The 14,612-nt window shown below is 74.3% G+C and carries 2 protein-coding genes; both read right to left on the bottom strand.

Annotated elements, in window-relative coordinates:
• Positions 1-71: 71 nt before the first annotated feature.
• Entirely contained in the window at positions 72-281 is a 210-nt protein-coding gene (locus IEZ01_RS25900; protein WP_019890437.1) for an MbtH family protein, read from the bottom strand.
• On the bottom strand, positions 278-14,500 hold the full coding sequence (locus IEZ01_RS25895; RefSeq protein WP_189204029.1) for a non-ribosomal peptide synthetase: 14,223 nt from the start codon (positions 14,498-14,500) through the stop codon (positions 278-280). Before IEZ01_RS25895 ends, IEZ01_RS25900 begins: the two co-directional genes overlap by 4 nt.
• Positions 14,501-14,612: the final 112 nt, after the last annotated feature.

The following is a 14,612-nucleotide window of genomic DNA, read 5'->3' as shown; positions in this document are numbered from 1 at the left end:
CCCCCAAAGAAGCCGCCGCCCGCAGAGGAGAAGCCTCTGCGGGCGGCGGCTTTCGTATGACTTCTGCCGCGTCAGTCCTGCTGGGCGGCGAGGCTCGCGGGGCGCAGGTCGGTCCAGTGTTCCTCGACGTAGGCGAGGCAGATCTCGCGGGTGTCCGGGCCGGCGGCGGTCCGCCAGCCGGCCGGGACCTCCGCGAAGGAGGGCCACAGCGAGTGCTGGTTCTCGTCGTTGACCAGGACCAGGAACGCGCCCTGCGGGTCCTCGAACGGGTTGGTCGTCATGCGTTGTCACTCCTCTTGGACGGTGCGGTGAACAGCTCGGACAGCGGCTGTTCGGGGTGGGCCACCACGGTGCGCAGCAGCTCCAGAAGTTCGTCGGCGAGCTGCCGCGCCTTGGCGGCGCCGATCAGGTCGGTCGCGTGGATCAGTCCGCAGTGCACGACGCCCTCGCCGCGGGGCTCGTAGAAGCTCAGGGTGAGTTCCGCCCGGGCGGAGCCGGTGGGTACGGCCTCCAGGGAGCCCACGCCGCCTTCCAGTTTCTCCAGGTCGGCCTGCTCGTGGTGGACGACCATGACCTGCGGTCCCTCGGGGGGCAGTCCGGTGGCCCGGACGACCTCGTCGAAGGGGACCTCCTGCCGGTCCAGGGCGCTGAGCGTGGTCTCCCGGACGCGGGTGAGCAGTTCCGCGAAGGTCGGGTCGCCGGCCGTGTCGGTGCGCAGGACGACGGTGTTGAGGAAGCAGCCGACGAGGTCGGCGAGCTGGTCGTCGGTGCGGCCGGCGACCATCGTGCCGATGGGCAGGTCGGTGCCCGCGCCGTGGGCGGTGAGCAGGGCCGCGAGGGCGGAGTGCAGCACCATGAACATGCTGGTGCCGGTGGCCCGGGCGAGCCGGTCCACGTCCGCGTGGAGCCGTTCGTCGAGGACGAACCCGACGTGGTCCGCGGGCCGTCGGCCCGTGTCCGTGGCGGCCCGGCGCGGGCCGTCGGCCGGGAGGGCCAGCCGGGCCGGGACGTCCGCCAGCGTCCGCCGCCAGTAGGCGAGCTGCTGTGCGCCCCGGCTGTCCGGGTCGCCGAGGTCGCCCAGGACCTCGTGGGCCCAGCGGGTGTAGTCGGCGTACGTGACCGGCAGCGGCTCCCAGAGCGGGGCGCGGCTCTCCGTACGGGCCGTGTAGGCCGTGGTGAGGTCGCGGAAGAGCGGGACCACGGACCATTCGTCCACCGCGAGGTAGTGCATGGTCAGCATCAGGGCGTGGCTGCCGTCCGGGGCGGTGAGCAGGCGGGCCCGCAGCGGCGCCTCGTGCTCCAGGTCGGGTGCCTGGCCGGCGAGTTCGGCGAGCCGGGCGTCGAGGTCCGCGCACTCCTCGGCGGCGAGGGCCGGAGCCTGGGCGGGCCGCTGGTGCACCGTGCCGTCGCCTTCGGTGAACGCCGTGCGCAGCGGCTCGTGGCGGGCCACGACGTCGGCGAGCGCGGCGGCGAGCGAGCCGGTGTCGAGGCCGCCCGGGGAGCGCAGGACCAGCGCGTGGTCGAAGCCGGGGCCACGGCGGTAGGTCTCCCACTGCCACCGCTGGCCGGGCGCGAGCGGCAGCGGGTCCTCACGGTCCCCGGCGGGGCGCAGCGCCACGCGGGCGGCCGCCGCCCCCTCCAGCTTGCCGGCGACACCGGCGACGGTCAGCGCGTCGAAGACATCTCGGATGCTGAGCTCGACCCCGAACTCCGCGCGGATCCGGCCCAGGAGCCGCATGGAGGCCATGGAGTGGCCGCCGAGCGCGAAGAAGTTGTCGTGCACGCCGACGCTGTCCAGCTTGAGGATCTCGCAGAACAGTGCGGCGAGGCGGGCCTGTGTGCCGGTGGCGGGGCGGGCATCGCCCGTCATGGCGGACCAGTCCGGCGCGGGCAGCGCCTTGCGGTCCAGCTTGCCGTTGGGGGTCAGCGGCAGCGGGCCGTCGAGTGGCACGACGAGCGCCGGGACCATGTATTCGGGCAGCTGCCCGGCGACATGGGCGCGCAGCTCCTGCGGGGCTGCCTCCCTGGCGTCTCCCGACTCCAGTACGGCGTAACCGATCAGGCGGACGATGTCGCCGTCGCGGTCGGGCAGCACGGCGGCCTGGGCGACCGAGGGGTGCCCGGCGAGCGCCGCCTCGATCTCGCCGAGTTCGATACGGAAGCCCCGGACCTTGACCTGGGTGTCGACCCGGCCGAGGAAGTCGAGGTTGCCGTCGGCGCGCCAGCGGGCGCGGTCACCGGTCCGGTACATCCGGCTGCCGGGCTTCCCGAACGGGTCCGCGACGAAACGTTCCGACGTCAGACCGGGCCGGCCGAGGTAGCCGCGGGCGAGGCCGCGTCCGGCGACGTACAGCTCGCCGACCACACCGGGCGGGACGGGCCGCAGGTGCTCGTCGAGGACGTAGGCGCGGGTGTTCGGGTCGGGACGGCCGATCGGCACCCGGCCGGAGGGGGTGCCGCCGTGCTCCCGGGCCGGCCACAGCGTGGAGTTGACCGTCGCCTCGGTGAGCCCATAGGCGCAGATCAGGTCGGCCGTGGCGCCGAACCGCTCGAAGAGGTCCGGCGGTACGGTCTCGGTACCCACCAGGACGGTCGAGCCCTCGGGGAGCTCGCAGCCGGGCGGCAGCGCCGACACCAGCGACGGCGGCAGGATCATGTGGGTGATCCGCTGGTCGGCGAGGAAGTCGGTGAGCGCCGGACCGGCGACCCGCGCCTCGTCGGTGATGAGGACGAGCCGGCCGCCGTGGCACAGGGCCATCGACAGCTCGAACGCGAAGACGTCGAAGCCGATGGAGGCGAACTGCAGGACGCGGCTGTCGGATCGCAGCCCCATCCGGTCGACGGCGGTGGCGACCAGGCTGGAGATGCCCTCGTGGGGCACGACCACGCCCTTGGGCCGGCCGGTGGAGCCGGAGGTGTAGATCACGTACGCGGCCTGGTCCAGTGCGGCCGGCTCCGCGTCGACGGGTGCGTCGGACAGCGTGTCCAGTGCGGTGACCGTGTCCGGGGCGTCGAGCAGGACCACGGGGACGCCCGCCGCGTCGGGGATCTTCCCGGCGACCGGCTCGGTGCCGACCACGAGGGCGGCGCGCGAGTCCTCGATCATGTACGCGAGGCGGTCGGCCGGATGGACCAGGTCGAGCGGGAGGAACGCGGCGCCCAGCTTGAGCGTGGCGAGGACCGTGGCGACCATGTCCACGGAGCGGGGCACGGCCACGCCGACCACGCTCTCGGCGCCCGCGCCGTGCGCGGCGAGCAGCCGGGCGATGCGGTTGGCACGGGCGTCGAGCTGCGCGTACGTCACCGAGCGGGCGCGCTCGGCTACGGCGACGGCGTCCGGCCGCTCGGCGAGCCGCTGGGCGAACAGCGCCGGCAACGTCTTCTCCTCGACCTCGCGTGGTGTGCCGTTGAAGCCCTCGACGACCAGCTGCCGCTCGTCGGGGGTGAGGATCTCCGCCTGGGACAGGGGGCGGCCGGGGGCGGCGACGAGGGCCGCGACGAGCCGGCCGAGCCGGTCGCCGAGCCGCTCGGCGGTCTCCTGGTCGAAGAGCTCGGTGGCGTACTCCAGACGGCAGTTCAGGGAGCCGGCGCCGCCGTCGGCGGGGGTGTGCTCGGTGAAGCTGAACACGAGGTCGAACTTGGCGGTGCGGGTCGCGAAGGGTACGTACTCCACTGCGAGGCCGGGGAGTTCCAGCTCGTCGCCGCCGCGGGCGTGGTAGCCGACCATCACCTGGAAGAGCGGGTTGCGGGAGAGGGAGCGGGTCGGGTTGAGCTTCTCGACGACGGCCTCGAAGGGCACGTCGGCGTGGGAGAAGGCGGCGAGGTCGGTCTCACGGACCCGGGTGAGCAGTTCGGTGAAGCTGGGGTCGCCGCTGAGGTCGGTGCGCAGCACGAGCGTGTTGACGAAGAAGCCGACCAGGTCGTCCAGCGCCTCGTCGCTCCGGCCCGCGATGGGCGAGCCGAGGGGGATGTCGTGCCCCGCGCCCATGCGGTGCAGCAGGGCGGCCACGGCCGCGTGCACCACCATGAACATGCTGGCGCCGGTCTCCCGGGCGAGCCGCTTGAGCCCGTCGTGGACCTCCGCGTCGAAGGCCAGGTCCAGCTCGGCGCCGGTGAACGCCGGGCGGGCGGGCCTGGGCCGGTCGGTGGGCAGCTCCAGCTCCTCGGGGGCGCCTTCCAGTGCCGTGTGCCAGTACTCCAGCTGGCGTGCGGCCAGGCTTTCGGGGTCGGCCGGTTCGCCGAGCAGCCGCTGCTGCCACAGCGCGTAGTCGGCGTACTGCACGGGCAGCGGCGCCAGGTCGGGGGCCGTGCCACCGAGGCGGGCCGCGTAGGCGGCCGCCAGGTCCCGCAGGAACGGCCGGTCGGACCATTCGTCGGTGGTGATGTGGTGCAGCAGCATCACGATGACGTGATCCTCGGGGGCCAGTTCCACGATCGTGGCCCGCAGCGGGAGTTCGGCGGCGAGGTCGAAGGGGCGGTTGACGGCCGCGTCGACGATGCCGGGCAGCTCGTCCTCGGTGGCCGTGACGCGCTCCACCACGGGGCATGCCTGCTCGGCGGGGAGGACGCGCTGGTAGGTCTGGCCGTCGGCCGCCGTGAAGAAGACCGTGCGCAGCGCTTCGTGACGGGCCGTCACATCGGCGAGCGCGGCGCTCCACGCCTCGATGTCGAGGGCGCCGTGCGCCCGCATGACCAGCGGGAAGTTGTACGCGGCCGAGGTGCACTCGATCTGCTGGATGACCCACAGCCGCTGCTGGGCGTGGGACAGCGGCAGTTCGCCGGGCCGTTCGCCGGCCGTGAGGGCGGGGCGGGCCGCGCCCTGGGCGCGGGAGACCCGCTCGGCCAGCTCGGCGACGGTGGGCGCCTCGAACAGGTCCCGGATGGCGAGCTCGGTGTCGAGCGCCGTACGGGCCCGGCTGACGAGGCGGGTGGCCAGCAGTGAGTGGCCGCCCAGTTCGAAGAAGTCGCTGTCGATGCCGACGCTGCCTTCGGGCAGGCCGAGCGCCTCGGCGAAGAGGGCGCAGAGCGTCTCCTCGCGCGGGGTGCGTGGCGCGCGGCTGGTCCCGGCGCCGGCGAAGTCCGGGGCCGGCAGGGCCTTGACGTCGAGCTTGCCGTTGACGGTCAGCGGCAGGGTCGCGACGGTGACGAGCGCGGAGGGGACCATGTAGTCGGGCAGGCCGGCCTTGAGGTGGTCGCGCAGGCGCTGGGTCAGCGCCTCGCCCGGCTCGGCGCCCTCCTCCGGTACGACGTAGCCGACCAGGCGCTTGGTGCCGGTGGCCTCGTTCACCACGACGGCGGCGTGCGCGACGGAGGGGTGTGCCGACAGGGCCGTGGAGATCTCACCCAGTTCGATGCGGTAGCCGCGGATCTTCACCTGGTCGTCGGTACGGCCGAGGAAGTCGAGCAGGCCGTCGGGGCGCTGCCGTACGAGGTCGCCGGTGCGGTACATCCGCTCTCCGGGGGCGCCGAACGGGTCGGCGACGAACCGCTCGGCGGTCAGCCCTGGCCGGTCGTGGTAGCCGCGGGCGAGGCCGGTGCCGGCGATGTACAGCTCGCCGGGGCAGCCGGGCGGGACGGGCCGGAGCATCGTGTCGAGGACGTAGGCGCGGGTGTTGCGGATGGGGACGCCGACGGTGGAGGTGGCGCTGTCGGCGGTGGAGCCGCCGAGGGTGTTGATCGTGTACTCGGTCGGGCCGTACAGGTTGTATCCGTACGTGCCCTCGGTGCGGCGCAGCCGGTCCCAGACGGTGTCGGGGACGGCCTCGCCGCCCAGCAGGACCAGCGCCGGCCGGTGCTTGCCGGCGGTCTCGTCCTGGTCGAGCAGCCCTTCCTCGATGAGGAGCTGGGCGTAGGTCGGGGTCACGTTGACCACGTCGACGCGGTGGGCGTCGCAGTAGGCGACCAGCGCCTCGGCGTCGCGGCGCAGTTCCTCGTCGCAGACGTGGACCTCGTGGCCCTCGACGAGCCAGAGCAGCTCCTCCCAGGACATGTCGAAGGCGAAGGAGACGGTGTGCGCGATGCGCAGCCGTCGTCCGCCCGCGGAGGCGATGGCCGGGTCGAAGATCTCCTTCTGGTGGTTGAGCTGCATGTTCGTCAGGCCCCGGTAGGGGGTGACGACGCCCTTGGGCCGGCCGGTCGAGCCGGAGGTGTAGATGACGTACGCCGGGTACTCCAGACGGTCCGGTACGTCGTGCGTGAACCCGGGCCGTTCGGCGTCGGTGATCTCACCGTCCGGCAGCGCGGCCAGCTCGGCGGCGACAGCCTCGTCGTCCAGGAGGAGTTCGGGCGCGGCGGGTCCGGCGTCCCCGCGCAGGGCGGGGGCGACGGCGGTGGTGGAAACCAGGCACAGCGGGCCGGTGTCCTCCACCATGAGGCGCAGCCGGTCGGCGGGGTGGTCGAGGTCCAGCGGCAGGTAGGCGGCGCCGGCCCGCAGGACGGCGAAGAGTGCGGCGACCATGTCGATGGAGCGCGGCAGGGCGAGCGCGACGACCTTCTCCGGGCCGGCGCCCCGGGCGAGCAGGAGCCGGGCGAGCCGGTTGATGTGCGCGTCCAGTTCGGCGTACGTGAGGGCGCGCTCGCCGAAGACCAGCGCCACCGCGTCCGGGGTGCGGGCGACCTGGGCCGCGAGCATGTCGGCGACGGTCTCGTTCGGTACGGGCTCGCGGCTGGCCGCCCAGGCGGAGACGAGGGCGGCGCGCTCGGCCGGCAGCAGCAGGTCGACGTCGGCGGTGCGGGCCGAGTCGGGGGCCTGTGCGAGGGCTTCGCCGAGCCGGTCGAGGACGGCCGTGAAGCGGGTGAGGATCGTGGTCGCGTGGTCGGCGTCGAACAGGTCGGGCCTGGCGGCGAGGGTGACGCGCAGCCGGGTCTCGGGCGTGACGATCAGCGTGAGCGGGAAGTGGGTGCCGTCCACGTTGGAGACGGCGGTGATGCCGTGCCGCTGCCGCAGCTCGGCGGCACGGTCCTCGCCGTCGGCCGAGCGGAGCACGAAGAGGGTGTCGAAGAGGCGGCGGTGGCCCGTCGCCTGCTGGAGGGTGCCGAGGCCCACGTACTCGTACGGCATGACGGCGGCCCGCTCGGACTGCATCCGCCGCAGCAGGTCGAGCAGGGGCTCGTCGGGGGTGAAGGCGACCCGGGCGGGGATGGTGTTGAGGAACATGCCGATGATGCCGGCCACGTTCGGTACGTCGGCGGGCCGTCCGGCGACCGCGGTGCCGAAGGCGATGTCGTCGCGGCCGGTCGTCGCCGAGAGCACCAGACCCCATGCCGCGTTCAGGACGGTGTTCAGGGTGAGGCCGTGCCGCCGGGCGAGGGTGCGCAGCCGGTCGCTGCTCTCCTCGGTCAGTACGGCGTCGAAGTCCGCAGGGATCACCGGGCCGCTGTCGCGGCCGGACGGCGCGACCAGGGTCGGCTCGTCGTAGCCGGCGAGCACCCGGCGCCAGGCGTCGAGGGCCACCTCGCTGTCCTGGTCGTCCAGCCAGGCCAGGTAGTCGCGGTACGAGCCGGGGGCAGGCAGCCCGGTGGCGTCGCCGGACCGCTCGTAGAGCGTGAACAGCTCCTCCAGGAACAGCCACGCGGACCAGCCGTCCCACAGGATGAGGTGGTGGGTGACGACCAGGCGGTCCCGGCCGTCGCCGAGCCGGATCAGGAGCAGCCGGCACAGCGGGGGCGAGGTCAGGTCGAAGCGCCGGCGCCGGTCGGTGGCGAGCAGTTCCTCGGTCCGGGCCCGCTGCTCGTCGGCGGGCAGGCCGGACAGGTCCGCCTCGACGAGCGGGATCTCGGCGCCGTCCGCGATGAACTGCACCGGGCGGGGCAGGCCGTCGCCGGCGAATCCGGCCCGCAGGCTGGTGTTGCGTTCAAGGAGCGCCCGGCAGGCGGCGCGCAGCCGGCCTGCGTCGACGCGGTGGTCGAAGTCGAGGGTCTCCTGGGAGAGGTAGACGTCGAGGGCGTCGCCGGCGTCGTAGGTGGCGTGGAAGTACATGCCCTCCTGGAGCGGGGAGAGCGGCCAGATGTCCGCGACGGGGAGTCCGGCGGCGGCTTCGACGCGGGCGGTCTCCTCCGGGGTGAGGTCGAGGCCGCCGAGCGGCCGGGGGGCCGGCGGCTCCTCGGGGGCGGCGGCGGTCAGCTGGTCGAGGAGTGCGCGCAGGGCGGGGTCGACGGCCGCGCCGGACAGGGCCTGCTGGGCCAGTACGGCCTGCAGGGCGGCCGCGGCCTGGCCGGCGTCGGCCGCGGAGACGGTCACCGCGTCCGTGGGAGGTGCGGGCTCGGGTGCGGCGTCCGGCGCGGCGGCGGCGAGCGCCGCCGGGGTCCGGTGCTGGAACACGTCACGCGGGCTGATGGTCAATCCACTCTCCCGGGCCCTGGTGGCGACGGCGATCGAGGTGAGGCTGTCGCCACCGAGGACGAAGAAGTCGTCGTCGGCGCCGATCCCCTGGACGCCGAGCACATCGGTGAATATCTGGCACAGGGCGCTCTCCCGCTCGTTGCGGGGCGCCCGCCCGCCGGCCCTGGGGGTGATCTCGGGCGACGGCAGGGCGTTCTGGTCGAGCTTGCCGCTGGGGGTCAGCGGCAGCTCGTCCAGCGTCACCAAGGCGCTGGGCACCATGGTCGCGGGGAGCGCTTCGGCGAGCGCGGCGCGCAGCGCCTCGGAGTCGGGGGTACGGGTGCCGGGGGCCGGGACGGCGTAGCCGACGAGCGCGCCGTCGCGGACGACGACGACGGCGCGGGCGACGCCCGGCAGCGCGGCCAGCGCGGCCTCGATCTCGCCCAGTTCGATGCGGTTGCCGCGGATCTTGACCTGGCGGTCGGTGCGGCCGAGGTACTCGACGGCGCCGTCGGCACGGCGGCGCACCAGGTCGCCGGTGCGGTACATCCGCGTGCCGGGCTCGCCGAACGGGTCGGCGACGAACCGCTCGGCGGTCAGGCCGGGCCGGTCGTGGTAGCCGCGTGCCAGCTGGACACCGGCGAGATACAGCTCGCCGGGGACGCCGTCGGGCACGGGGCGCAGGTACGGGTCGAGCACGTGCAGGCGGGTGTTCCAGACGGGCCGGCCGATGGGGACGGCGAGTTCGCTGCCGCCGTCGTAGGGGTGGTGGGTCACGTCCACGGCTGCCTCGGTGGGGCCGTAGAGGTTGTGCAGGGGTACGGGGGCGCCTGCGGAGCGGGAGGTCAGCTCCCACCAGCGCCGGGCCTCGGCACCGGTGAGCGCCTCGCCGCTGCAGAACACCCGCCGCAGGCTCGCCGCCCAGTCGGGGGTGGCTGTGGCGCTCTCCATGACCTGGGTGAAGGCGGCCAGCATCGACGGGACGAAGTGCATCGTCGTGATCCGCCGGGCGCGGACGAGTTCGGCGAGGTAGGCCGGGTCGCGGTGGCCGTCGGGGCGGGCGAGGACGACGGTGGCGCCCTGGTTGAGCGCCCAGAAGAACTCCCACACGGAGACGTCGAAGCTGGACGGGGTCTTCTGGAGCACCCGGTCGTCGGGGTCGAGCCGGTACTCCCCCTGCATCCAGGCGAGCCGGTTGACGATGGCCCGGTGGGTGACGGCGACGCCCTTGGGGCGGCCGGTGGAGCCGGAGGTGTAGATCAGGTAGGCGGGGTGGTCGGGTCCGGCCGGCCGCCCGGGCGTGTCGGGGAGGCCGTCCTCCTGGTCCGCCCGGCCCAGCACGAGCCGGTCGAGGCCCTCCACGCGGGGCAGCCGTTCGGCGGCCTCGGCGGTGGTCACGACGGTACGGGCGCCCGAGTCGCCGAGCATGAAGGCGATGCGGTCGGCGGGGTAGTCCAGGTCGACGGGGAGGTAGGCGGCGCCGGACTTCAGGACGCCGAGGAGGGCGACCATCAGCTCGGCCGAGCGGGGCACGGCGACCGCCACGTAACTCTCCGGCCCGGCTCCGCGTGCCCGCAGCCGCCGGGCGAGCGCCTCGGCCCGCCGGTCGAGTTCGGCGTACGTGAGCGTGGTGTCCTCGAAGACGACGGCGGTGCCGTCCGGGGTACGGGCGGCCTGCGCGGTGATCAGGGTGGCGAGGGTGGCGTCGGGCACGGGGTGGGCGGTGGCGTTCCGCTCGGTGAGGTGTTCGTGTTCCCGGCCCGTGAGCAGGCCGGTGCGGGCGACCGTGCGGTCGGGCTCCGTCATCAGGGTACGCAGCAGCGCCGTGAACCGGTTGGCGAGGACGGCCGTGGTCACCTGGTCGATGCGGGCCGCGTCGTGCTTGAACCGCAGCAGCAGGCCGTCGCCCGGCTCGACGACGAGCGCGAGGGGGTAGTGCACGGCGTCGGAGACCTCGGCGCCGGTGATGCGCAGTGCGCCCGGCTGCTGCCCGGCCGACAGGTCGCCGGTCGGATAGTTCTCGAACACGACGAGGGTGTCGAAGAGTTCACCGCCGCCCGCGGTCCGCTGGATGTCCGCGAGGCCGAGGTGCTGGTGGTCCAGGAGCGCCGTGTGCTCGTCCTGGACGCGGCGCAGCAGGTCGGTGAGGGTCTCGTCGGGGCGCAGGGTCACCCGGGCGGGGACGGTGTTGATGAACAGGCCGACGGCGTTGTCAAGGCCGGCGACTTCTGTGGTGCGGCCGGAGACGGTGGTGCCGAAGACGACGTCGCCGCTGCCGGTGAGCGCGCCGAGGAGCAGGCCCCAGGTGCCGTGCACGACGGTGCTGAGGGTGAGGCCGTGGGTCCGCGCGTAGGCGGTCAGTTCGGCGGTGAAGTCGTCGGGCAGCCGGGTGTCGACGTGCTCGGGCCTGGGCGGTGTCTGCGTGCCTTCCGTCGCCGGGGAGAGGGCGGGCAGCCGGGTCGGGCCGTCCACACCGGCGAGGGCCTGCCGCCATGCCTCCCGGGCGGCGTCCTTGTCCCGGGCGGCGAGCCAGGACAGGTAGGGGTGGGGGGCGGCCGGCTCGGGCAGGGGGTCGCCCTGGTAGGCGGCGGCGAGTTCGCGCAGCAGGACGGAGACGGACCAGCCGTCGGCGATGATGTGGTGGAGGGTGAGCAGGAGCCGGTGGCGCCGTCCGTCGCGGATCAGGGTGGCGCGCAGCAGCGGCGGCCGCTCCAGGTCGAACCGCTCGTCGCGGTCGGCGGCGAGGAGGTCGTCGATCCCGGTCTCGGAGGTGTCTGCCTGCCGCCAGGGAAGGGTCACGCGGTCGGCGAGGCGTTGGACGACCTGGCCGCCGGGCAGCTGGCGGAAGGACGCGCGCAGCAGGGCGTGCCGGTCCAGGAGCTGCTGCAGGGCCCGGCGCAGCCGCTCGGGGTCGACATGGCCGTCCAGGTCGAGGAGTTCCTGCACGACGTAGAGGTCGGCCGCCTGCGCGTCGAACTCCGCGTGGAAGAAGAAACCTTCCTGGAGCGGGGAGACGGGCAGGGCGTCCTCGTCCAGTGCGACCGGGGCCACCGCGGCCGGGCCTGCCACCTCGCCCGCGGCCCGGGCGAGCGCCGCCACCGTACGGAGCCGGAAGACCTCACGCGGGCTGATCGTCAGCCCGGCCTCGCGGGCCCGGTTCACCAGCTGGATGGCGACGATGCTGTCGCCGCCCAGCTCGAAGAAGCTGTCGTGGACACCGACCGACGGCAGACCGAGGACGTCCGCGAAGAGCGCGGCGAGCCGGGTCTCCGCCGGGGTGGTGGGTGCGTCGGCCCCGCCGACGGCCGTCCAGCGCGGCTCCGGCAGGGCGCGGCTGTCGAGCTTTCCGTTGGGGGTCAGCGGCAGCGGCCCGTCGAGGACGACGACGGCGGACGGCACCATGTGCTCCGGCAAGGTGTCCGCGACCCGGGCGCGGGCGGCCGTCACGGCGGCCTCGGTGTCCGCCAGCTCACCGTCGCCGACCAGGTAGGCCACCAGCCGCTTGACGCCGCGGTGGTCGTCGCGGACGAGGACGGCGGCCTGGGCGATGCCCGGGCAGGCCATGAACGCGCTCTCGATCTCGCCCGGTTCGATGCGGTGGCCGCGGATCTTGACCTGGCCGTCGGCCCGGCCGAGGAATTCGAGGTTGCCGTCGGCGCCCCAGCGGACCCGGTCTCCGGTGCGGTACATACGGGTGCCCGGCTCGCCGTACGGGTCGGCGACGAACCGCTCCGAGGTGAGCCCCGGCCGGCCCAGGTAGCCGCGGGCGAGGCCCCGCCCGGCGACGTACAGCTCGCCCTCGGCGCCGACGGGGACGGGGCGCAGGGCCGTGTCGAGGACGTAGGCGCGGGTGTTGGGGTCCGGGCGGCCGATGGGGGCGGGGCCGGGGCGGCCGGGGACGGCGGGCCACAGCGTGGAGTTGACACTGGCTTCGGTGAGGCCGTAGGCGACGACGACCTTGACCCGTCCGGCCCAGCGGGCGATGAGCTCGCTGGGCACGGCTTCGGTGCCGACGACGAGGACGGCGCCGTCGGGCAGTTCGCACTCGGGGGGCAGCGCGGAGACGAGGGACGGCGGCAGGATCATGTGCGTGGCGCGGTGCCGCGCGATGTAGTCGGTGAGGGCGGGGCCGGCGACGCGGCGCTCGGCGGGCACGACGATGACGCGGCCGCCGACGCAGAGCGACATGATCAGGTCCCAGACCGTCACGTCGAAGCCCACGGAGGCGAACTGCACGACGCGGCTGTCTGCGGTGATGCCGATCCGGTCGGTGGCGGTGGCGATGAGGCTGCCGACGCCGTCGTGGGGGACGACGACGCCCTTGGGGCGGCCCGTCGAGCCGGAGGTGTAGATGACGTACGCCGCCTGGTCCAGGGCGACCGGCACTCCGAGGTCGGTGTCGTCGAGGGTCGCGCCGCTGCCGGCGGTGGCCGGGTCGTCGAGCAGGAGGTGGGTGACGCCCGGTGCCTGCGGGAGTTCGCCGGCGAGCTCCCGCACGGTGATGACGGTCCGCGCCCCGGCGTCGGACAGCATGTAGGCGATCCGGTCCTGGGGGTGGTCGGCGTCGAGCGGGAGGTAGGCGGCGCCCGCCTTCATCACCGCGAGCAGCGAGACGACGAGCTCCGGGGAGCGCGGCAGGGCGACGGCGACGACGTCCTCGGCGCGTACGCCGCGGGAGACGAGGAGGCGGGCGAGCCGGTTGGCGGCGGCGTTCAGCTCCGCGTACGTCAGCTCACGCTCCTCGTGCACGAGTGCGACGGCGTCGGGTGAGCGGCGTACCTGTGCTTCGAAGGCGGCGGGCCAGGACAGTTCGGGCACCTCGCGCGGGGACACGCCGAACTCGTCGAGCAGGCGGGCGCGTTCGGGACCGGAGGTGAGTTCGATGTGGCCGACGGGCCGGTCCGAATGCTCGGTGAGGGCGTGCAGCAGGGCGAGGAAGCGGCGTTCGTGGGCGCGCAGCGTCTCCTCGTCGCAGACGGCCGCGTCGGCGTCGAGGTGCAGGGTGACACCGCCGCCGCGGATCTCGCCGAAGCTGAAGGCCAGGTCGCTGACGGGTCCGAGCCATTCGGGCCGGAGTTCGGCCTGGTGGTCGGCGAAGCGCAGGTCCTCGGCGCGGGGCAGGATGTTGACGGTGGGGCCGACGAGCTCCGGGACGCCGTCGACGAGGCCAAGGTCCTTGGCCATCTCCTCGGCGCGGTGGCGGCCGTGGGCGACGGCGTCGGCGACCGCGTCGTGCACCTCGGCGACGAGCGCGGCCCCGGTCGTGCCGGGTCCGACGGTCAGCCGCAGCGGGACGATGTTGGAGACCATGCCGGGGACGGCCGCCGAGACGTCGTCCTGGCGGGCGGCCAGCGGCAGGCCGAGTACGAGGTCCTGCTCACCGCCCGCCCGGTGCAGGTAGGCGGCGACGGCCGCGATCAGGACGCGGGAGGTCCGGGTGCCGGCGCGGTCGGCGGCGGCGCGGAGCCGGCCGGTGTCCTCGGCGGAGAGTTCGACCGAGCGCCGCAGGCGCCGTGCCATGAGGGACGGGGTGCGCTCGACGAGGCGTGCGGGCTCTGTGCGGCCGGCCATGCGCGCGCGCCACCAGGCCCTGTCCGCCGCGTGGCTCTCCGAGGCCTGGTGGGCGAGGTCTGCCTCCACCAGGCGGGAGAGGGACCAGTCCGGGCGGGCGGGGGCCTTCTCGCCGAGGGTGTAGATCTCGCCGGCCCGGCGGGTGACGAGCGCGACGCCCATGCCGTCGAGGACGATGTGGTGGTACCGCTGGTACCACCAGACACGGTCGTCCGCGAGCCGCAGCAGGGCCTGGGCGAACATCGGGTCGTGGGCCAGGTCGACGGGCCGGTCCCGGTCCGCGGCCATCCAGTCGGCGGCCGCGTCCTGGGGGGACGGGGCGCCGCGCAGGTCGACGACGGGCACGTCGACGGTGACGGGGACGGGTGTCTGGCGCGGTCCGCTCTCCCCCGGCGTGATGCGCACATGGAGGCACTCGGCTTCCCCGACGGCCTGCCGCACGGCGGCGGCGAGCCGGTCGAGGTCGACGGCGCCACGCAGGTCCAGGGCGAAGACGATGTTGTAGGCGGAGCTGTCCGGCTCGAGCTGCTGGGCCAGCCAGATGCCGGTTTGCCCACCCGTCACGGGCAGCCCGGGTGCGGGTGTCCGGTCCGACTCGACGTCAAACATCGTACGTATGGCCTTTCCCTGGTGGTGCGGCGGTGATGGGGCGGGGCCGACAACCGGCTGCGGGGGAGGACTTCCGGCGGCGGCGTGCCGGCCGCCCCGGCACGCCGTCGGA

This window comes from Streptomyces purpureus, assembly GCF_014648195.1.
In the GTDB taxonomy this organism is placed as follows: domain Bacteria; phylum Actinomycetota; class Actinomycetes; order Streptomycetales; family Streptomycetaceae; genus Streptomyces; species Streptomyces purpureus.
This window is presented reverse-complemented; position numbering and strand designations above follow the sequence as displayed.

What these genes read in the sequence shown, in the direction of transcription:
- IEZ01_RS25900 (WP_019890437.1), bottom strand. Translation starts at nt 281, where the DNA reads ATGACGACCAACCCGTTCGAGGACCCGCAGGGCGCGTTCCTGGTCCTG.
- IEZ01_RS25895 (WP_189204029.1), bottom strand. Translation starts at nt 14,500, where the DNA reads ATGTTTGACGTCGAGTCGGACCGGACACCCGCACCCGGGCTGCCCGTG.